Consider the following 19295-nt stretch of genomic DNA (forward strand, 5'->3'; position numbering starts at 1 on the left):
AATGCCCCGAATGGGGCATTTTTTCTTGAGCGAGAAAAAGCTTAGGCTTTCTTAAGCGCTTTTTTGATTTTCTTCACTTTCGCTTTTGCTTTCTTCAGTGATTTTTTCAGTTCTTTCTTTGACTTTGCCATGATGCAATCTCCATTTAATTCTCAAATGAAGCTCTTAGGTACAACTTACTCCGAAGAACTCCTGTTAAAGGTCTTTTGACCCATTTTCCTTTAGGAACTGTTTAATAAACTTGCGAATTTCCCGTGCCGCCGAACTGTCCAGCTCTTCACAGAGCGACACGAATTCATCCCTTTGTTGGCCATTGATCCGGATGATGAGTTGGCTGTCTTTTTTGTTGGTGTCGCTTTTCTTTTTACTGGCCATGCACAAAATCCGTATCGCCATTAGATATACAATGTATATACACAAGCGTAGCCCGCATCTAGTAAACTGTCAGCTTTTTAGAAGTAAATAACGTTGAGGTGCAAGCCAAAGCATTTAAGGCCATGGGTGGTGGGATTTGAGTTGGAAAATGGAAACGCCTGGCAATAACGACAAGCGTCTCCGGCGGTGGGATTTATAAACCGTAGTAGGTAGAGAGATAAACCAGTACCGCTTCGTGGTCATCAGGATCTAATTCGTCCATGCCTTGCTCATCCACCATCCATTCAAGGGTTTCATCCCAACTGTCTTTGCTCAAACCTTGCTGGACGACAAGATGAAGAGAGTGGCAGGCTGAACAAACAGCAGCAACCAGCGCCATGTTTTCTCCGGGTTTGAGAATACCGTCTCCAACAGACTTAACAGGAGCACCAGCGGAAGCGGTCGTCCAGAGTGGAGGATTCGGATTTTTACTGGCAAGCCAGGCAATTATAGCAGCCCTTGCACCCGGGTCTTCAACACCGGGAAACACCATATTGGTGCCCGGAGCGAATGTTGCTGGAGACTGCAAAAAGGCATCAAGCTTTTCTGCGTCCCATTGCCCTTGATGTTGTTTGAGCCCGCCGCTGTAGTTGAACCCTTCAAAAGAGGCGATATTACGGTCCGCCAACCCCCACAGGGGCGGGCCGACAACCGCAACACCATCAGACTCTACCTGATGACAGGCTTTGCAAACCAGAGCTTGCTGTTCTCCTGACGCTATCAATTCTTCATTGGCGAAAAGCGCAGTACTGAAGAAAAAAAGCAAAGATAAAGAGAGCGGAGTAAACCGCTCAATGACGTTGAATCCATGCATCCACTTACCCCTTCACGACAACCGCAACACGGTGAAAGCTGTTGTTGAGATAGCCTTTGGGGTTCCATGCAATGGCGAAGGGTTGGCTCACCCCCTGATCATCAGTGGCTTTTGCCCACACTTCGTAGTAGCCGGGTTGGGGGAATTGCACCTTAGCGTTGAAGGTTTGCCATGCACCTTCATTTGCTGGATCTGATAAATCCGCATCCATCCATGTTGCTCCGAAGTCTGTGGAGAGTTGTACGCTGTCTACTTTGCGGTCTCCTGACCAGGCGTGGCCTTTCACCATTAACTCGTTACCACTGATTTCAGTATTGGTTTGTGGCGACGTGATGAGCGACTTCACTGGCATACGCTCAATGATGACGAAATCTTCTTTCGCCACTTTCTCTCCCGGTGCGACAGGACGGTTGGGAACGCGGTAAGCCTTGCCCGTCATTTTCGGGCCGTCATGAACCTGATCCCTTACTTGAACACGTGTTAGCCATTTTTGTGAACAGGAGCCTGGCCATCCAGGGACCACCAGACGAAGTGGTGCGCCATTCATTGGATGAAGCGGTTCGCCATTTTGTTCAAAGGCTATCAGATTTTCCCCGCCCATCGCTTTAGCAATAGGTAATCCACGGGATATAGGGAGCTTATCTGCTTTCCCTGAAAGGTGTTTGTCAGCGCTGTAGTGTGCGGTGTATACGGCGCCATCCTGAACACCCGCGGCTTTGAGCACATCTGCGAGCCTAACGCCTGTCCAGTTTGAGCATGCCACGGCACCGTAAGTCCACTGGTTGCCTTTGGCTTTGGGCTCAAAGAAAGCGCGGCCATTGCCTCCACATTCCACCACCAGTTGCTGTTCAACCACGTCGAAGTTTTTCTTCAGATCCTCTATGGTCAATGTCATCGGCTTATCAACTAGACCATCAATGGTAAGTGTCCAGCTATCTGCATCGACATCTGTCGGGGGGATACCGTTGTTACGGATAAAGTGTCGGGTGGTGGGTGTGATGTCATCGTTCAAAAGGTGAGGTGGCGTTTCTGCATTCATGGGTCTGTCGTTTAAAACGGTCAAACCGTCTTTTCCCTCAATCACCACATCTTCAAGGCCTTCTGCAAAAGCGGCGGGAATCATGCCAGCAGGCATATTTCGGTGAAAGGGAATGGCTCCTCCCAACACGGCTGCCATCGTGGCTAACCCTGCGCCTTTCAAAAAGCCTCGTCTGTCTGGGTAGCTAACCCTTCCGAATACTTTGTCATCTGCTGTTTCTGGGTTTTTTTCGTAATACTCGTAGATACCTTTTGGTGCGTTTTTTTCTTCTTTCATGCTGCGTTCCTTCTTTTAGCCAACATCCTGGTAACTGGTATCAGTTACTCATCTACAAGCCCGTTTTAAATGTGCTGCAAAAGCGTAGTCAGCACCTGGAGAGACGGATCTCTCGGAACCGATAAAACAGTGAGGTACAAACAAAGGGACGGTGGAAGAAAGTCGTTAGATGCGTATCGAGACAAAAAAATGCTCACCGAAGTGAGCATCTTAGGAAGTTAAAATTGGGTGGGTAACCAATGCTCAACAGTAAAGTTGTCATCAGCTAACGCGATATAGCGCCACTTATCGAAAGTCAGGCAAGGATGTGACGTGGAAAAAGCGATGACATCACCTACCTGTAAATCGCATTCTTCTGGGACATCGACAAAGGTGTGCTGATCCATCACGGCTGTGGCGATCAACCCTTTGATATCAATTGGCAAGCCGTTTCTGAATCCGCGCTCTGCAATAGGTAATCCTGCATCATAGGAGGCATCACGTTTGCCCATGCCAATCACTGCCTTGCCGGGTTCTGGTGTAGAAACCACGCAAGCCCATACCTCAAGCGCGTTCTTCAAATCGCCACCTAAGCGGCAAGCGACCCCCTGATTTTTCTCTGCGCGGGCCATGACCTTCTTCTGCGCAACATCGTAAATACCGGTGTCGTGGGTGAGATAACAGCCGGGACGGATCACTGGGAGTAAGTCGTTATATTGGGAGAAGGTCTCTGCCACCACATCATACCAAGCCGAACCTGCACCAGTGACGATGGTATCTTTGGTGTCAATCAGTCCCTGATCTTTGAGGGATTTCGCAAATTCAGCCGTTTCGGCGATAAAGGTCCGGACTCGCGCTTCGGCATCATCACCAGAAATTACACCTTCATAGACTTCTACCCCTGCCAGTGCGGTTCCGGGTAGCTGATGGATCAGTTGTGCCAGTTCTGTAGCCGCTTCCAGTCCCCTTACGCCGCATCGTCCGCCATCGACACCTAACTCAATAAAAACATTCACTTGCTGGCCACGTTGTACAAAGAAGTTCGATAGCTGCTCCACATTCAATGCGGAGTCGACGCTGCAGTAGAAATTCACATCGAAGCAGGATTGGAGTCTGGCAACCTCGGCCATGTTGGCTTTACCCACCAACTGGTTGGCCATGATGATGTTTTGTGCGCCTGCCATGGCTGCAACTTCTGCGTGAGCTGGTGTGGCGATTGTCATGCCCCAGGCGCCTTGTTCAAGTTGTCGTTTGAACAGGTAAGGTGTCATAGAGGTTTTGCCGTGGGGGCACAACTTCGCTTGATGTTGGTTTGCGAACGCTTGCATCCACCGGATATTACTTTCTACGGCACTTTGCAGTATCACTGCGGCGGGTAAACTGATTTCCTCTTCGATCAGGCTGTAGCGTCCGTTATCTTTCTGCTCAGCCCAAACACCTTTGGTACCCGGCGGAAAGTTTTTTTGGAGTGACACTTGATAGTTATCAATAGGTTGTTGCGCAGAGTGACTCATTCCTTATTCTCCTAACATCCACTGTGTGCCATCGCGCTGGCTGATAAGTACTCAAAATACTAAGGCTTCGATGCGGTACTGGCTACAGCAAATCTCTCCCAATTCGACAAGCAACAAGGACAGATCGATGGACTTCGATGTTGTGGTAAGTCGCGTAAATCTAATAGACGGTTCAGGTAAGCCAGCTTTTGAGGCCGATGTAGCAGTGAAGGATGACCGGATAGCAGTCATTGGCAGCCCGGGTTCCCTCTCCGCTAAAAAGCAGATAAACGGGAAAGCTCTGGTTCTGGCTCCCGGCTTTATCGATGTTCACACTCACGATGACACCAATGTGATCCGTCAACCGGAATGTTTGCCAAAGATCAGTCAAGGAGTGACGACTGTGCTCGTCGGCAACTGCGGGATCAGCGCGTCCCCGGCGCTGCTTAACAGCGATCCGCCGGATCCGATGAACTTGTTGGGTAAGCGCAGCGACTTTGATTATCCAAGCTTTGCGGAATATGTGTATGCGGTGGAAAAAGCGCGGCCTTCGGTCAATGTTGCTGCGCTGGTAGGGCATACTACGCTTCGAAACAATGTGATGAACGATTTATACCGCCCTGCCACTGAGCTAGAAGTGCAAAAGATGCAGCGCACTCTGAGGGATGCATTGGAACAAGGTGCTCTGGGGCTAAGTTCAGGATTAGCTTACGCTTCTGCCCACAGCGCGCCAACCGAAGAAATTAAAGCGTTGGCTACAGAATTGGCTGCGTTTAACGGAATTTATACCACTCATCTTCGCAGCGAATTTGAACCCATTCTTGAAGCGATGGAAGAAGCGTTTGAGACGGCTTCCCATGCCAACGTCCCTCTGGTGATTTCGCATCTCAAATGCGCAGGGGCGGGCAATTGGGGACGCACAAAAGACGTGATTTCCCTGATGGATAAAACAGCCGCTAAACAGGATATAGGCTGCGATTGTTATCCCTATACCGCAAGCTCTTCCACGCTGGATTTGAATCAGGTAACTGAAGAGATTGAGATCTTTATTACGTGGTCGGAGCCGCATCCAGAACAGGCGGGTAAAACGCTAAAAACGATTGCGGAAGACTTGAGCCTGCCGCTGATGGATACAGCTAAAAAGCTGCAACCAGCAGGCGCGGTTTATCACTGCATGGCAGATGAAGATGTAGAACGGGTATTGCAATACCGTTTAACCATGATTGGTTCAGATGGTTTGCCGAATGATCCCCATCCTCACCCCAGGCTTTGGGGGGCATTTCCAAGGGTGCTTGGGCATTATTCCAGAGAGCAAAAACTGCTCAGTCTCGAAGCTGCAGTACACAAAATGACAGGGCTTTCCGCGTCGAGATTTAACTTAAAAGATCGTGGTGTTATCCGCGAAGGCGCCATGGCGGATCTGGTGTTGTTTGACCCGGACACCATCAAAGACAGCGCTACGTTTGAATCACCGACGCAAGCGGCACAGGGCATTATTCGCGTTTGGGTGAATGGCACCGAAACATGGACAGAACAAGGAGCGACAGGGCAGCGTGCTGGTCGTTTTTTACGAAGAAACGGAGAAACAAAATGACGATTAAACGCTATGGCGTAGAAGGTGGCACTGGCACTGGTGGACAACATTTACCCTTTGCACGTGCAGTAGAAGCGGGTGGCTTTTTGTATGTGTCTGGGCAGACGCCAATGACTGATGGCGAAGTTGTTGAGGGCGGGATCGTTGACCAAAGCCGTCTGGCGATTCAAAACTGTGTCGATATCATGGAAGAAGCAGGCTATGGCCTTGAGGATGTGGTACACGTCAAAGTGGTGCTGACGGATTCCCGCTATTTCCAGTCATTCAACAAAGTGTTCAAAGAATTCTTTGGTGCCAATCCACCAGCGCGGATTTGTTTGGTTGCGGATCTGGTGGTTGATGTGAAAGTGGAAGTGGACGTGACCTGTTACCGCGACGACCGTCGATAACAGCATTTGTGGGGACTTTCTACTGCGTTATCGGCTTCTCATGTAGGCTAGCTACATCGACGCCTCTGCCTTGTATAAAGCCCCACAAACTGCTGCGAAAGTCATCACCAAAGGTCAACAGCCCCTTGAAGGACGGTTTTCTTGTGGGCTTTACTTCCTCTCAAATTCAGCGTTATCCGCTATTTTTGGTGCTCCGAAAAGATAGGCTATTCGCGTTTTGAAAGGCACTCCCGGTGACAATGCCAATGTGAGCATGGTCTTCCACTGATGGAAGGTGGCAACGAATGGGTTCCAACTGTTAATGGGTTTTGGTATGCCGTAATCAATGTCGATGTCTTTTCTCTCTTCCACAAATGTGCCAAACATCTTGTCCCAGATGATCAAAACGCCTGCAAAATTACGATCAATGTATTCAGGATTTCTCGCATGATGCACGCGGTGGTGAGATGGCGTGTTGAAGACTTTTTCAATCCAGCCCAGCTTTCCAACCACCCGGGTGTGAACAAAAAACTGAAAACCGAGGTTAAGCGCGACAACTAGAATGACCAGCTTAGGTGGGAAACCAATTAAAACCAGCGGCGTCCAGAACAGCCACATGCCGGAAATCGGGTAGGTCAGGCTTTGGCGGAAGGCGGTGGTAAAGTTCATGCGCTCAGAGCTGTGATGGGCGATATGAGAGGCCCAAAGCCAGTGAACATGGTGAGAAGCGCGGTGAAACCAGTAGTAAAAGAAATCCTGCAAGATGAATACAGCAAACAGGGTAAGCGGTGTCAGGGTGATATCAAAAAGACGGAACTGAAATAGCCAAAGGAAGAAAGGCATCAAGAGCAATGTTGCGATGACATCTGCCCCTTGGTGTAGACCGGCAAGGCTGAAGTTACAGAACAGTTCTTTTAGCGAGTAATCCTTCTCTCCCTGCTTTTTCAAGATCCGGAATTCGAGAATCATGCACAGCAGAAAAATCGGGGAAAGGAATAGCAGTGTGAGTGACTCCCAACCAGTATCCATGTCATTTCCTTTGCCATTAGAGATGGTATACCCAAACGACCTGAATCCTGCATCTTCAGGTCGTTTGGGTATAAGAGCCAAACCAATGGTCTGGCCAGTTACCTCAACCATACATCAGGTAAATGTTGGTGACAAAATGCTCAGGATGTTTTTGGGGCGTTAAGTCAACTCACTCATTATCGAGCTTTTTGAGCGCCGCTGCCCAAGGGTCGGTTTTTTCAGCTTGGTCTTGGCCGAAAAAAGTGTCGATATAAAGCTGTTCAACTTTCTCTCGTGCCCAAGGTGTTTTGCGCAGAAACTTCAGGCTGGATTTAACGGAAGGGTCGCTTCGGAAACAGTTAATGGCGATTTCATTGCCAAGTGCCTGCCAACCATAGTGTTCCACCAGCTTGTTGATGATTTCTTCGAGTTTCACGCCATGAAGCGGGTTGTTTGGTTGATGGTCCATAATACTGCTTGAATAGGTAATGACAGCGGCGAATGTGCCACAATGAGTGGGGCTGTTCAACGAAAAACAGAGGCTCGGAAGCCTCTGTCTAAGTTTTTATGTTTCAGCGGGGCCAAACTTAACGACGCATTGAAAGGCTTTGGTCGCTGAATTGGTTCATGCGAAGACGGGTTTTGATGTCTTCACAGGCACGTTGAATACTAAAGGTATCTTCGTCATTCATGTGCAGAGAAAGCGTACCTCTGAAGCGGATATCTTCACAAATGTCTGCCAGACCGATCAGATCGGCAATCTTTGCATCTTCAGGATCTTTTAGCAGTTTCTCATGCTGCTTCTGAATTTGGATTGTGTAGATTTTGCTGGAATAGGTGATGGAAGAAAGTGTCAGAGCAATCATCGCAACCAGCAATACTGCGGTAGCAATAATTAAAGGTTTGTTGTTAGTCATAGCGCTATTCGTACCAACTGAAATGAAATTAAGTTTCTAATTATTAACGCGTAAAGTCTACGCTTCTGGGCATTGGATTATCAATAGTTTCAAATTTATAAATAGCGAAAATATGAGACCATGATCCAAAAACAGTAAGTTACTCTTAATCAGAGAGAAATAGGGGAATAGCCCCAAATAAATTGAGTTGTATTTGTGACTTTGGATGTGAGATAGTAATGAGAATGAATATCATTAGCGGTTTTGAATGCAATGCGTGAACTACTGCTTATCGAAAATGTGCTGTCGCCTTGTGGCTGGATGAAAAGTGTACTTGCCGAGCATGGCTGTAAGGTCACAAGAGTGCTTCATGTTAAACAGGCCGAGCGGGCGCTGAGCCAAACCCAGTTCGATATGATCCTGTTGGCAGGAGAAGGTGCATTGCCTTGCGTGACCGACGTCAAAAGGCTTCGCCAGTCAACGTCTTTGCCTTTGGTTGTGATGCTGCCGCAGACCAGTGCTGAGGATTTATCAACACTGCATTATGCGGGGGTTAACGGCTTGGTCAGCGCAACGTCATCCCGAGATGAGTTATGGGAAACCGCTAAAACTGCTTATGACAATACACCGCCTAAGCCTGTCGATGTCTGACGGAGTGAGGGTATCTGACGCACATAGTTCTGACACCTCTTGTCAGGTGGATTAAAATCCGTTTGGCAATTAACCCTGAAATATGTGTGCTGTTTTACACTATGCTTTACGCCCAGAGAGACACAACTTCATGAATGCTGTAAAGCGCTTCGGCGCTGCGACCTTGTTAAGCCTGCCCTTACTTGCCCAAGCAACGGACATTGATAAAGCGGCTGCTATTGAAACCCAAACGGTGAAAGCGGCAGCGGCCTCGCAACAACGTATTGATGTCAGCGACGAGCAAGCCCAGTCAACCAAAGCGGAAATTGAAAAGCTGAAGCGTGAAATTGAGAATCTCACGCTTTACCGCAATCACCTTAAATCTTTGGTTGAAAATCAGGAGCAGGAACAGGCAAGCCTGAACCAGCAGTTGGAAGAGATCGCTATGACACGTCAGGGTATTGTCCCTCTGATGTATCGCATGATTGATGATCTCGATGTCTGGGTCAGTCAGGATCTTCCTATTAAATCAGCACAGCGCCAAAATCGCGTGGATGGTCTGAAAACCTTGATGACGCGCGCCGATGTGGCAGATGCGGAAAAATTCCGTCGCATTCTCGAAGCCTACCAAATCGAACTGGATTACGGCGCTAAGCTTGGCATCTATCAGGAAACGCTGCCTCTGGATGGCATCGAAAGAGACGTCGACATTTTGCACCTTGGGCGTCTCTCTCTCGTGGCGAGAAGCCTCAATGGTGATGCTTTCTGGTTCTATGATCAATCGACCACCAAATGGCTACCTGTTGATAAGCGAGCTTACGAAGCCATTCAACAAGCGTTTGATGTCGCCAATAAAAAGCAGCCTCCTACACTGATGGCGTTGCCGTTGTCTATTTCTATGGTGAAGGGGGCAGCGCAATGAAAACATTCTCTGTATTAGTGCTGAGCGCCTTACTTCTGAGTTCGCCTGCTTCGGCGAATCTGGTGAGTGACACTAAAGCCGCTCAAGCTGAATCAAAACAGCATAATGTTGTCCGTGAAGCCGGATTCAACACAACCGAGCAAGCACTGAAAACCAAACTTGCTGAGCTGCAGGCTGAGCAAGCCGCATTGGAAGCAGAAGCGGAACAATTGAGCACAACGTTCAGTACCAATGAGGAAACGCTGGCAGCGTTGGAAGAAACACTGCGATTGGAAACTGGCAGCTTAGGCGAAGTGTTTGGCGTGGTGCGTCAAGCAGGCCGTGAAGTGAATGCTGAGCGCTATAACGCCCCGGCAACCATCAATCAACCTGACATGGACAAGGCGTTGGATGCCATCTCCGATGCGAAATCTTTACCTTCTTTACCTACGTTAACGGCTTTCTGGAAAGGCATGCTGCAAGAGCTTAAAAACAGTGGTGAGATTGGGTCTGAATCCGTCAGTGTACGTGACAAAAACGGTGTGGTGACGCCTCAGGACGTGCTGCGCCTCGGTAATATTGGCCTTGTTAACAATGACGGTTATCTGGAATGGGATAGTACCCGCCAGCAAGCTAATGAGCTTCCAGCTGTGGATGGGGGGCTGAACAGCGTGTCGATTTCTTCATTACCAAGTGGAGAACTTGCGTTGGTGGATCCAACCCGTGGCACTGTGATCAAACAGTTAGCAAACACACCGACATTGGCAGACCGATTTGATCAAGGTGGTGTCGTCGGGAAAATCATCGCAGCGCTGTTAGCGGTAGGACTCATCATCGCTCTGGTGCGTGGCTTCAGCATGTTCCGTGCGCGTATTGCTATTGCCAAACAAATCCGAACGCCAATGCAGCCTGGGAACAACCCGCTAGGCCGTATTCTTAATGTGTACCGAAACGAGCCAGATCGCTCACTCGACACGCTGGAGCTTCGCCTGATGGAAGCCATCATGGATGAACAGCAACATTTCGAGAAAGGCTTATCCATGCTGAAACTGCTGGCAGCACTGGCGCCAATGCTGGGGCTTCTTGGCACAGTAACAGGGATGATTGAAACCTTCCAGGTGATCACTCAGTACGGTAATGGCGACCCAACAATTATGGCGGGCGGCATCTCGATGGCATTGGTGACCACGGTATTGGGTCTGGTCGCGGCTATCCCGCTTCTGCTTGCTCACAACATTCTAAGCACTCAGGCAGATACGCTGCGTGGCACGCTGGAAAAAGTGGGTGTCAGCCTTGTAGCGGAGCAATCTGAAACCTCGAATAACGTTCGACCAATAGTGAAGCTGGCATGACCGAAGTGACGTTTCTGGAGCTGCCGAGCGTTCAAGATTGGTGGCTCTCTCTGAATGATTTTATGACGCAAGGCGGCCCCGTGCTATGGGGCTTAGCCTTGGTGGCGGCCTTGAGTTGGTTGTTGGTCTTTGAGCGCCTTTTGTTTCTGATTGCCGCTTATCCTGGCTTGAAGAAACAAACCATTGCTAAGTGGCAATCAAGGGAAGACAAAACTTCCTGGGTATCGCGTTCTATGCGTGAAAGTTGGTTGTTTGAAGCTCATACCCAGCTTTATCGTAATCTTAATTTCCTGAAAGCGCTGGTGGCAATTTGCCCCATGCTTGGCTTGCTGGGCACAGTGACAGGGATGATATCTGTGTTTGATTTAATGGCGCTGGAAGGGACGGGAGAGCCCCGTTCAATGGCAGCGGGGATTTCACTGGCGACTTTGCCCACCATGGCAGGTATGGTCATCGCATTGGCAGGGTTATTTGCCCATGCCCGTTTACAGAAAACCTGTGAACGCCGTGAGGCTTCATTGGCTCAGGCACTAAGGAGTCAGGCATGAGATTTCAACGTCATCAAAAACAGCGTGAAGATGCACAAATCGATCTGACGTCGATGTTAGATATCGTCTTCATTATGCTGATCTTCTTTATCGTCACCAGCACCTTTGTACGTGAATCCGGGGTGGATGTGAACCGCCCAACAGCGAGCAATGCGACCTCACAAAAAAGCGTTGGCATTTATGTGGCGGTAACGGCAAACAATGATATCTACATCGACAAAACACGTGTTGATGAAGAACGTGTTGAAGCGACATTGACCCGTTTGGTGAGCGAGCAACCTGAAGCATCTCTGGTGATTCAAGCGGACGAGCACGCTTACAGCGGTACGGTTGTGAAAGTGATTGATGCAGCGAAAGGTGCCGGCATCGTGAAGATTGCGTTAGCAGCGGAGAAACCCTAATGCTGCGAATGCTATTAGCAATACCGATGGGGTTGCTAAGCGCGTTTGGTCTTTTCGCGCTCATGGCTACCATGGTTGCTGCACCGTCTGGCTCCTCGAAAGACGAAGACTTGCCGTTTGCTTTTGACGTTTTTATGACTGAGCCGGAAAGTGAAATTGAACGCCGTGACCGCGTTGCACCGCCTAAGCCTGACGTTCCACCTCCACCGCCAAGTATGCAAATGAGCGCGCCTACAGCGGCAGCAACCACTCCCTCTATTCAGGCTGTGATGCCGGATATTGCGATGGATATTCAGGTCGATGGTATGAACATCAACATGCCTGCGATAAAAGCTGCGCCTGCACCAGCCGTGGGCGAATTAACGCCGTCATTTGGACAGGGTAATCAGGCCGCGATGCCACTGGTGCGTGTTCAACCTAGCTATCCTGCCAAAGCCTTGCGCCGCGGTATTGGAGGTTATGTGGTGGTGAGTTTTACGATTGATGAAGAAGGCCGTCCTACTGGCTTGAAAATCATCGAGGCGTCTCCAAAACGCATCTTTGACCGAGAGGCGCTGCAGGCACTGAAAAAATGGAAATACTCGCCGTTGTTGGTTGAAGGAAAACCTGTTCCTCAGCCGGGTCAGACAGTAAAACTGGAGTTTGCACTCACAAAATGAAGCGTTTCATCCAACAATTAGTGAGTCGTCGCTCAGTGCTTATTTTGCTGGTGGGCGCATTGTTCTTACCTTCTTCCAATGCGTCTGAGCTATCCGCTGTGACGGCGAGGCAATTGCAGAAGGCGCTTGAATTCCAAGCGGAAGAACAGTGGCAACAAGCCGCTGAGGCATTAGAAAGTGCTGCGAAACCCACCGACTATGACAACGCCTTCGTGAATCGTATGCTCGGGGTGGTTTATTGGCAAAAAGGCGAGGCACTCAAAGCCATCAATGCCCTCTATGCGGCGGTGAACAGTCATGTGCTGGAAGCAGAAGCGCAGCAAGATTCTGAACGTATGTTGGCAGATTTGCTAATGACTCAATCGCGTTACCAGGATGCACTCAAGCTTTACTATCCGCTGTCAGAAACACCGGAACTGTCCCGCAAAGACCATGGCGAGATATGGCTGCGTATCGCTCAGGCCCATTATCAGGATGAGCAGTACAGTAAAGCGCTTAAAGGTATCAATGCCCACTTGAAGCTAGCATCTGCTAAGCCCTCTTCTTTGTCGTTGAAATTAGGTTCGCAACTGAAGCTTAAACACTGGAAAGGTTCTACCCGCACGCTTAAGCAATTGATCGCGATTGAACCGGGCAAGAAAACCTGGTGGATACAGCTGGTGGGTAGTTACCAACGCTTGAACGACAAAAAGCAGATGCTCAATACTCTGGTGCTGGCAACGCGCGAAGGTATAAAGCTGTCCGATTCTGAAAAGATGATGATGGCACAGCTTTATCAGCAACAGGGCGTGCCGGAGAAAGCTGCCGCAGTCATGGCGGTAGTGAATCAAGGCGGTGAAGATACGACGCGCCTTGTGATGGAAGCATCTTATTGGCAGCAAGCCAAAGAGTGGGATAAGGCGATTGGTGCTTGGGAACGTGCTGCTACAGATGCCCCCAAGTATTACTGGGTCGCTGCGCAGTTGTCGCTTCAACATGGCCACTATCGAAAGGCGTTATCGCTGCTTGATAAAGTCGACAATCCCGAAAAAGCCTCAGACGTAGAGCTTGCCCGCGCGCTGGCCTACGACAAGCTTGATGAGCTCGATAAAGCACTCCTCCATGCGAAAAGAGCCGATGCGCTTAAACCATCATCGCAAAGCCATTCATGGATTCAGTACCTTAGCCAGAAAACGAAATAGGCTTGATTTAACTGGGCATCAAGCCTTCCCACCACCACACTACAAATTCCAAAATACTCGTTGATTAGTACATCAATATCACTTTATTATCAGGCTTCGGCCTGATAACACTCTGTAAATGTGTTAATGATTGGTTAAAGATTCGGCATGATTATCTGTCGGTTATGGAAAACACACCCCAGAGCAAACCGCTCGCCTGTAAGAGAAGTACCCTGAATGACGTTAGACCTCATCACAGAAATCCTAGGATGGACCTCTGTCGCTTTTTATATTGGTATCACGATTTTCAACAGCATGAAATACACCCGCTTTGCCGCGTTCGGCTCGGCGGCAAATGACACGCTGTGGGCATTTCTTATGGGTTGGTGGCCGAAAGTTATTCTGAACCTTTCGGTCGCTTCACTAAACACTTACCGCTATGCGAAAGATTTCACCAATGCCTCGAAGTCAGTGATATTGGCGTTAGGTGGCGTAATGGCAGCGGGTATCCTTTATATTGCTTATGTGGCGGTTACCGCTTTTATTGCCGATCCAACATTGCCAGTGGCACTGCAGTTCGCTGACCTAGGTATCATTTTGTTGGCACTCTACATGACTACGCTAACCAACTACCGCAAGTTGATGCTGCTATCAGGCTTTATTGGTATGGCGGCTTACTATGGCAACCCGCAGATGATGATCATCAAGGCGCTGGTTATCGGCATCATGAGTTACAAGCTGATGTTTGATAAGTCGCAGAAGCTGGAAACGGCCGAAGCGGCATAAACTGATAGAAGTGTAAAAAAGGCATCTCATAGGGATGCCTTTTTTTATGCTGTTGATTTATCAATAAAACGATGAGATTGTTGCCTGAATTATAAAAGGATTACCGGAGCAGTAGAAAGGTAATGACTCAATAAGGAGAAGTGATGAAAGGAAGCTGTCTTTGTGGCGCTGTTCAATATGAAGTTAAAAAGTTAAGTTCACCCATTACGCATTGCTCGTGTAGTGCTTGCCGAAAATCTAACGGCGCTGCGTTTAACACTGCGGCGGCGGTTCTTCCAGAAGACTTTCAATGGTTGAAAGGTGAAGAGAAAGTCTCTCAGTATGAATCCTCTCCTGGCACAAAACGCCACTTTTGTTCGGTGTGCGGCAGTCCACTGGTGAAAATGAAAAAGGGCGGTGCCTTTCATGCACTGCGGGTTGCATCGCTGGATGAAGATCCCGGGCAGATCCCAGAGCTTCGCATATGGAAGTCAGATGAAGTTAGCTGGCTGAGTTATGAACATGACATGCCACAATACGATGAGTGGCAGCCTGGCCGATAATAAAAAAGCACCGAAGGGTGCTTTTTTAGTTTTGGGTATAGGTGTTGGCTTATCGGACAAAGCCATCATCGATACAAATTCTCACGCAGCGCTCTGCAGCCTTGGTCGCATCTTCCTGACTCTTGAATATTGATAGTGATTTATCAGAGTTCATGAGCTCATAGGCTTTTGATTCGGTTTCACCTTGTCCTGAAGGTGAAGTGAAAGAAAATGAGGCAGCGAACCCTCCCAGATCTTCCCTTTCGTTAACCTTCACTATGTAACTGATATTATTGTGCGTTCCTTTCATGCTCTTTATCCCTTTTTTGTTACATGTGTTTAACAAAGTAGACATAAAAGTTGAGGTCGTCAAAGTTCTTTCAGTATAAGTGCTGGTATATGCATTCACCTGAGCGAACTGCATAAAAAAAGCCCAAAAGATGACGGTGTCACTCGTTTCAGGCTAAGGGCAGAAATAAGGAGGTTCAGGTTCTGATTACTGGGGGGGAGTTTTAGATTCTAACTCCACCAAGTGCCATATCTTCACATCTCGGACAATCATCAGAACAACGTGTTATGGAGGGGTTCGTGCGAAATGCCTGAGTACATACGTCGAGCAACGCTTCGAGTGGATATGCTGTCCAAATGCTTTCCCCAACCCGCCTTTCAGACTGGATTGTTGATAGGTAAGGCTGAAGATGGATAAACCCTTCAGAACATGACCCTACGCATGTCTCGACGACGCCCCGATGGGCTGTTTTCGCCCAGCGACGGAACAGCGCTTTTCCAGCCAATTGCTCTGCATAATGAATAGGTGTAATGCTGTTTGGGGTGACTCCTATTGAAAGCACAACGGCATTTCTGGCTTGAGGAGATTGGTAAACACCGTAGACATTGAAATCGTCTTGGGGGGTGAGCACTGCTTGAGCGAGCGGACCCACTGCCGCGTAGCTATTCATCGGATGCTCAGTTCTGAACCGTTTGGGGTGGTTAAGTACCGCTTTGGCAAAAGCGCCCATTGAGGGTTCAATGTCATTAGCATCGGCGTCGTAAGGAGAGGGGGCTGTTTCAAGCTCTCCACGATAACCATTTTGCGAGTATTCGACACCATCGGGTGATAGACACATAGGGAAATAGGTAAATGTCGGCGCGACAACGGTGCAACCAGCAGAAAGAAAAGTCTCCAGCAGCCTCTCTGCGCCGCCTTCAAATCCGCCAAACGAACGCATTGCGCAATGTGCAAAAACGACTTTGCCAGAAAGATTAAGTGCTTCGATTGCCGTCTTTATGTCATTCACTGTGTTACTCACAGGGAGGTTTCCTTATCAGTTTCTTTGATCATCAGAAGCGAAGACAAATACTCAAGACGACTGCTACTTTGCATCATGCCTCCGGGTCGGTAATGTTCTTGCCAAAGTTCGCGATAACGCTGAATCAACGGCTGCAAACTCGCCTGCAACATTTGTTTGCGTTCATCACTGAAATTCTGTGTAAGGCGATGCTCTTCCTCTGTATACCCTTTCACAATGAGACATGCCATCTCTAACGCATCAATAGTCCAAAGAAGGTCGTTTCTCAGTTCATTATCTGGGAGTGGGCCGAGCCGCGCCTTCCAGCTTTTCAGTTCAGCGAGTGAGTGTTCAAGATTATGGGTGCTGAGCCCCTTCATCCGCTTAATATGGCGCCCTGATTGCTGGTCAAACAATACTGGACCAAAAAAGGCACAGTTAGGTGTTTCAATCCCAGTGGTTCTGTAAATATCTTGCAGTGCGGTCAACGCATTCAGTTCAATCTCAGACGCGTCAGGGTAATACCAACTGAGTGGGATAATCATATCACTGTCAGTTTGCTGCTCTTCCCCCCATGCCATGGCGGCGCCGAAAGCATAGCCAGGAATCGGCATGGCATGCTGTTGGCCGTGTCCCATGTCACCCCATTCGGTCACCATATAGCCTTCTGCCCCATACCGTTTTGCAGATTTAGCGGCGCGACGCATATGTGTCGTGGCGGCCTCCCATCTGCCTGCGACAGAAGCAAAGCAGTCTGTGGAGACCACAACGTGGAATGGGTATCTGAAGAGCGACAACTGCTTGTGTTCTGCGTCGAAGGGGTGGTCTGCTTCGTAACCCCAGTTCAGCAAGGTGAGGTTTTTGGGGAGCTGATCGATAAGATTCGGATAACGGAACAACATGTCACTGAAAATCTGGCATTGCTTGCCTTTTGAGTTTGCGATTTCCAACACCTTGTTTAGGTAGTTGAGGAACACTTTTCCTTTGCCGAAAATCTCGCAGGCGGATTTGCTTGAGCCAATCCCCAAATCCATGGTTTCATCGAAGTTAATGTTCAGGATATCACTGGAAAAATTGGGCGTGAGCTCTGAGAGCAGTCCGTCGACAAATTCTGCGGTTTGTTCGCTGATGGGGTTTAAGCCAAAGGCACCGGCCCTGAAATCACCGCGTTGATCCAAAAAGCCGCTGGTTTGCTCTGCCAGGTGTTGATACTCAGGGTGACACAGCCACTTTTCCATATGCCCGAACGTCGCCTGATTTGCCACCAGCTCGATGCCTTGCTGGTGGCAGTAAGCATCGATTTCCCGGATTTCTTCCGCCGTCATCGGCGAATAGTTGCGCCATACCGTTTCATGCTTTTGGTAGGCAAATGTGTGCTCGGTATAGAGTTGGAATTGGTTGAAGCGTAGGGCACTGAAGTAATCAATCAACCTTTTCAGCGTCTCCATGGTTGGAACGCGATCCCGGCTGATGTCCAGCAATACTGAGCGTGTTGGGAAATCGGGCCAATCTTCAATGACCGCGTCTTCTCTGACGACCGCTTGTGTCTCTATCAATTGGTTGACCGCAAGGTGTGCGTAACGAATACCTTCGAGATCGCTGTATTCAATTAAAACACTGTTGTCAGCAAAGCTGATTCTAAAACCTTGTTCCTGTAAAGAAGGGTCGTGTCGGTAAGTGAGCGCTGCATGATGCAATTTTGCGCCAAAATTAACTGGGCAAGTCGTCAAAAAACTTGAAACACAAATACGCTTACTGGCATATCCAGCGAGATAACGTTTTGGTGCAGGAAATATGGTTACCATCAGACGTCCTTGTCATTAACCCTAAATTGAAAGATTACCGTTCTGTTTGAGACTTAGGCTCTCTGCCAGTTTTAGTTCTGGTGTAAGCAACTTTTGCCAGGCCATTGAGGCAGCGCCCATCGCTGCGGCCTGTGGCCCCAGCAACGAAAATTCAATATTGGGTTTCACGATCAGGGAGCCGGTTAATGCGTCGCTGTGTTTGCGAAGGGAAGACGCCAGCTCAGAGCCGAAAGAGAGGCCATTGCCGCCAATAACAATGCGGCGAATGCTCATCAAGCTGCAAAGGTTTACAGCGAGGGCAGAGAATTCTTCAATGATCACACTGGGTGTCGGCTCTGCGCCGCGCATTAGCTGCTGGCTATTGAACTGGCCCGCCATGTAGTTCTCACCGTAGAAGAGTTGGCGGTTGAGGATAACGCCAACGCCAATGCCAAGACGATGGTAAAGCTCTCGGGCATGGTGAGTAGAAAGCAGCACATAGAGGAAATGATCGTAAGGCAGGCTGCGTTGTTGCATCAGTTCGCCCCAGGCTCCGCAATTGGCATCATTGTCGAGAAAAACAGGGTAGGGGAACAGGCGTTTGAACTGATTGGCGAAGTTAATGTTAGTGCGGGCAGTCAGTGCATGGGAAACCAACAGCTGACTCTTATCGGGGTCGATCACGCCCGGCATGCCAATACCGATGGCGAGAATCCGCGGAAACAGTTTTTGTATGGTATCGACACAGGGAACGAGGACATCCAACAGGGCCTTATCGATAGAAGCCTGAGTGTCGATGGGTAACATGTCGTGATAAACGACTTGGCCTAGCAAGTTGACGACGGAAACTTTCAACGTGTCAGAGTTGACATCCACACCAATGAGCACACCAAAGTCGGGGTTGAAGACGAGGGAAACTTTAGGACGACCGCCTTTGCCCGTCACGACCTGTGGTTGCTCGAGGATCATCCCGATATCCAACAGATGGTTGACGGTTTTGGTGACTGTGGATTTATCTAACCCCAGCTTTGCCGCGACATCTATACGAGAGACGCCGGGGGATTGCCACAGGGAATTGATGATGCCGGCCGTATTATTGGTGCGGCTCAACTTGATTGACAAGGCTTTAGTTTCCAAAAACAACTTAACACAAGATCATGTTATTAACAGTGTTGAAAAAAACAACGAATTGCCCAGAAAACCCTGCGGGTTTAACAACATAAGTTCAATAGATTGAAGTGACTCGAATGGGGGCTGAAATAAGTGAGCTGAATATCAAATACCTTCGAGCAGTAACATCTCAGGATGCAACCACTCTTTGTGGGGATTTAACACTTAATTAGCCTTAGAGGAAACGTCATGAAATAGTGACTGAATATTCAT

General features: G+C 48.8%; 22 protein-coding genes. 11 read left to right on the forward strand and 11 right to left on the reverse strand.

Features of this window, described 5'->3' with window-relative positions:
* Positions 1-195: 195 nt before the first annotated feature.
* The 4 genes from G5S52_RS14835 to G5S52_RS14850 all read right to left on the reverse strand — a co-directional run bounded on the left by G5S52_RS14835 (position 196) and on the right by G5S52_RS14850 (position 4036).
* Positions 196-375, reverse strand: coding sequence for a hypothetical protein (locus G5S52_RS14835; protein WP_165015237.1), 180 nt, complete (start codon positions 373-375; stop codon positions 196-198).
* 193 nt (positions 376-568) lie between these two features.
* The gene (locus G5S52_RS14840; RefSeq protein WP_165015240.1) at positions 569-1228 is read right to left on the reverse strand and encodes a c-type cytochrome; all 660 of its coding nucleotides are present in this window, start codon (positions 1226-1228) and stop codon (positions 569-571) included.
* A 4-nt stretch (positions 1229-1232) separates the two neighbouring features.
* Positions 1233-2543 (reverse strand): molybdopterin-dependent oxidoreductase, encoded by a 1311-nt coding sequence (locus tag G5S52_RS14845; RefSeq protein WP_165015243.1) that lies wholly within the window; start codon positions 2541-2543, stop codon positions 1233-1235.
* 218 nt (positions 2544-2761) lie between these two features.
* On the reverse strand, positions 2762-4036 hold the full coding sequence (locus G5S52_RS14850; RefSeq protein WP_165015246.1) for an amino acid deaminase: 1275 nt from the start codon (positions 4034-4036) through the stop codon (positions 2762-2764).
* Positions 4037-4163: 127 nt separating this feature from the next.
* On the opposite strand from G5S52_RS14850, the gene G5S52_RS14855 reads away from it, so the two are divergent.
* Entirely contained in the window at positions 4164-5609 is a 1446-nt protein-coding gene (locus G5S52_RS14855; protein WP_165015248.1) for an N-acyl-D-amino-acid deacylase family protein, read from the forward strand.
* On the forward strand, positions 5606-5998 hold the full coding sequence (locus G5S52_RS14860; protein ID WP_062665438.1) for a RidA family protein: 393 nt from the start codon (positions 5606-5608) through the stop codon (positions 5996-5998). The genes G5S52_RS14855 and G5S52_RS14860 overlap by 4 nt, the downstream gene beginning before the upstream one ends.
* 150 nt (positions 5999-6148) lie before the next feature.
* Here the strand turns inward: G5S52_RS14860 and G5S52_RS14865 are convergent, their stop codons facing one another.
* The 3 genes from G5S52_RS14865 to G5S52_RS14875 form a co-directional block, all read right to left on the reverse strand.
* Positions 6149-7006, reverse strand: coding sequence for a sterol desaturase family protein (locus tag G5S52_RS14865; protein ID WP_165015251.1), 858 nt, complete (start codon positions 7004-7006; stop codon positions 6149-6151).
* A 169-nt stretch (positions 7007-7175) separates the two neighbouring features.
* Positions 7176-7454 carry a VF530 family protein gene (locus tag G5S52_RS14870; RefSeq protein WP_165015254.1) on the reverse strand — a complete coding sequence of 93 codons (279 nt, stop codon included), beginning with the start codon at positions 7452-7454 and terminating at the stop codon, positions 7176-7178.
* A gap of 118 nt (positions 7455-7572) precedes the next feature.
* Positions 7573-7902 (reverse strand): hypothetical protein, encoded by a 330-nt coding sequence (locus tag G5S52_RS14875; protein ID WP_205743919.1) that lies wholly within the window; start codon positions 7900-7902, stop codon positions 7573-7575.
* 252 nt (positions 7903-8154) lie between these two features.
* Between G5S52_RS14875 and G5S52_RS14880 the strand changes: the two genes are divergently transcribed.
* The 9 genes from G5S52_RS14880 to G5S52_RS14920 all read left to right on the forward strand — a co-directional run bounded on the left by G5S52_RS14880 (position 8155) and on the right by G5S52_RS14920 (position 14860).
* Positions 8155-8532, forward strand: a complete 378-nt coding sequence (locus G5S52_RS14880; RefSeq protein ID WP_002538193.1) for a response regulator — start codon at positions 8155-8157, stop codon at positions 8530-8532.
* A gap of 130 nt (positions 8533-8662) precedes the next feature.
* Positions 8663-9433, forward strand: a complete 771-nt coding sequence (locus G5S52_RS14885) for a DUF3450 domain-containing protein (RefSeq protein ID WP_165015257.1) — start codon at positions 8663-8665, stop codon at positions 9431-9433.
* Positions 9430-10764 carry a MotA/TolQ/ExbB proton channel family protein gene (locus tag G5S52_RS14890; RefSeq protein ID WP_165015260.1) on the forward strand — a complete coding sequence of 445 codons (1335 nt, stop codon included), beginning with the start codon at positions 9430-9432 and terminating at the stop codon, positions 10762-10764. Before G5S52_RS14885 ends, G5S52_RS14890 begins: the two co-directional genes overlap by 4 nt.
* Positions 10761-11312 carry a MotA/TolQ/ExbB proton channel family protein gene (locus G5S52_RS14895; RefSeq protein WP_046304216.1) on the forward strand — a complete coding sequence of 184 codons (552 nt, stop codon included), beginning with the start codon at positions 10761-10763 and terminating at the stop codon, positions 11310-11312. The genes G5S52_RS14890 and G5S52_RS14895 overlap by 4 nt, the downstream gene beginning before the upstream one ends.
* Positions 11309-11713: an ExbD/TolR family protein gene (locus G5S52_RS14900; protein WP_165015263.1), complete on the forward strand. Its 405-nt coding sequence runs from the start codon at positions 11309-11311 to the stop codon at positions 11711-11713. Before G5S52_RS14895 ends, G5S52_RS14900 begins: the two co-directional genes overlap by 4 nt.
* Positions 11713-12372: an energy transducer TonB gene (locus G5S52_RS14905; protein WP_165015266.1), complete on the forward strand. Its 660-nt coding sequence runs from the start codon at positions 11713-11715 to the stop codon at positions 12370-12372. Before G5S52_RS14900 ends, G5S52_RS14905 begins: the two co-directional genes overlap by 1 nt.
* The gene (locus G5S52_RS14910) at positions 12369-13553 is read left to right on the forward strand and encodes a tetratricopeptide repeat protein (protein WP_165015269.1); all 1185 of its coding nucleotides are present in this window, start codon (positions 12369-12371) and stop codon (positions 13551-13553) included. Before G5S52_RS14905 ends, G5S52_RS14910 begins: the two co-directional genes overlap by 4 nt.
* A 216-nt stretch (positions 13554-13769) precedes the next feature.
* The gene (locus tag G5S52_RS14915; protein WP_165015272.1) at positions 13770-14318 is read left to right on the forward strand and encodes a hypothetical protein; all 549 of its coding nucleotides are present in this window, start codon (positions 13770-13772) and stop codon (positions 14316-14318) included.
* 143 nt (positions 14319-14461) lie between these two features.
* A complete protein-coding gene (locus G5S52_RS14920) occupies positions 14462-14860 on the forward strand; it encodes a GFA family protein (protein ID WP_165015275.1) in 399 nt (132 codons plus the stop codon).
* A 49-nt stretch (positions 14861-14909) separates the two neighbouring features.
* Here the strand turns inward: G5S52_RS14920 and G5S52_RS14925 are convergent, their stop codons facing one another.
* From G5S52_RS14925 to G5S52_RS14940, 4 genes are all read right to left on the reverse strand, one after another.
* Positions 14910-15149: a hypothetical protein gene (locus G5S52_RS14925; protein WP_205743920.1), complete on the reverse strand. Its 240-nt coding sequence runs from the start codon at positions 15147-15149 to the stop codon at positions 14910-14912.
* A 202-nt stretch (positions 15150-15351) separates the two neighbouring features.
* Positions 15352-16149 carry an AAC(3) family N-acetyltransferase gene (locus tag G5S52_RS14930; protein ID WP_165015278.1) on the reverse strand — a complete coding sequence of 266 codons (798 nt, stop codon included), beginning with the start codon at positions 16147-16149 and terminating at the stop codon, positions 15352-15354.
* Complete coding sequence (locus tag G5S52_RS14935) at positions 16146-17933, reverse strand: beta-N-acetylhexosaminidase (protein WP_165015281.1); 1788 nt, start codon at positions 17931-17933, stop codon at positions 16146-16148. The genes G5S52_RS14930 and G5S52_RS14935 overlap by 4 nt, the downstream gene beginning before the upstream one ends.
* 21 nt (positions 17934-17954) lie before the next feature.
* Positions 17955-19034, reverse strand: a complete 1080-nt coding sequence (locus tag G5S52_RS14940; protein ID WP_046304223.1) for an ROK family transcriptional regulator — start codon at positions 19032-19034, stop codon at positions 17955-17957.
* Positions 19035-19295: the final 261 nt, after the last annotated feature.

Source organism: Grimontia sedimenti (assembly GCF_011045095.1).
Classification (GTDB): Bacteria; Pseudomonadota; Gammaproteobacteria; order Enterobacterales; family Vibrionaceae; genus Enterovibrio; species Enterovibrio sedimenti.

Bases quoted from the DNA above. Each gene is read 5' to 3' on its own strand.
- G5S52_RS14845 (WP_165015243.1), bottom strand. From the start codon at position 2,543: ATGAAAGAAGAAAAAAACGCACCAAAAGGTATCTACGAGTATTACGAA.
- G5S52_RS14880 (WP_002538193.1), top strand. From the start codon at position 8,155: ATGCGTGAACTACTGCTTATCGAAAATGTGCTGTCGCCTTGTGGCTGG.
- G5S52_RS14840 (WP_165015240.1), bottom strand. From the start codon at position 1,228: ATGCATGGATTCAACGTCATTGAGCGGTTTACTCCGCTCTCTTTATCT.
- G5S52_RS14900 (WP_165015263.1), top strand. From the start codon at position 11,309: ATGAGATTTCAACGTCATCAAAAACAGCGTGAAGATGCACAAATCGAT.
- G5S52_RS14855 (WP_165015248.1), top strand. From the start codon at position 4,164: ATGGACTTCGATGTTGTGGTAAGTCGCGTAAATCTAATAGACGGTTCA.
- G5S52_RS14915 (WP_165015272.1), top strand. From the start codon at position 13,770: ATGACGTTAGACCTCATCACAGAAATCCTAGGATGGACCTCTGTCGCT.
- G5S52_RS14860 (WP_062665438.1), top strand. From the start codon at position 5,606: ATGACGATTAAACGCTATGGCGTAGAAGGTGGCACTGGCACTGGTGGA.
- G5S52_RS14835 (WP_165015237.1), bottom strand. From the start codon at position 375: ATGGCCAGTAAAAAGAAAAGCGACACCAACAAAAAAGACAGCCAACTC.
- G5S52_RS14905 (WP_165015266.1), top strand. From the start codon at position 11,713: ATGCTGCGAATGCTATTAGCAATACCGATGGGGTTGCTAAGCGCGTTT.
- G5S52_RS14935 (WP_165015281.1), bottom strand. From the start codon at position 17,933: ATGGTAACCATATTTCCTGCACCAAAACGTTATCTCGCTGGATATGCC.
- G5S52_RS14865 (WP_165015251.1), bottom strand. From the start codon at position 7,006: ATGGATACTGGTTGGGAGTCACTCACACTGCTATTCCTTTCCCCGATT.
- G5S52_RS14850 (WP_165015246.1), bottom strand. From the start codon at position 4,036: ATGAGTCACTCTGCGCAACAACCTATTGATAACTATCAAGTGTCACTC.
- G5S52_RS14885 (WP_165015257.1), top strand. From the start codon at position 8,663: ATGAATGCTGTAAAGCGCTTCGGCGCTGCGACCTTGTTAAGCCTGCCC.
- G5S52_RS14895 (WP_046304216.1), top strand. From the start codon at position 10,761: ATGACCGAAGTGACGTTTCTGGAGCTGCCGAGCGTTCAAGATTGGTGG.
- G5S52_RS14890 (WP_165015260.1), top strand. From the start codon at position 9,430: ATGAAAACATTCTCTGTATTAGTGCTGAGCGCCTTACTTCTGAGTTCG.
- G5S52_RS14920 (WP_165015275.1), top strand. From the start codon at position 14,462: ATGAAAGGAAGCTGTCTTTGTGGCGCTGTTCAATATGAAGTTAAAAAG.
- G5S52_RS14870 (WP_165015254.1), bottom strand. From the start codon at position 7,454: ATGGACCATCAACCAAACAACCCGCTTCATGGCGTGAAACTCGAAGAA.
- G5S52_RS14925 (WP_205743920.1), bottom strand. From the start codon at position 15,149: ATGAAAGGAACGCACAATAATATCAGTTACATAGTGAAGGTTAACGAA.
- G5S52_RS14875 (WP_205743919.1), bottom strand. From the start codon at position 7,902: ATGACTAACAACAAACCTTTAATTATTGCTACCGCAGTATTGCTGGTT.
- G5S52_RS14910 (WP_165015269.1), top strand. From the start codon at position 12,369: ATGAAGCGTTTCATCCAACAATTAGTGAGTCGTCGCTCAGTGCTTATT.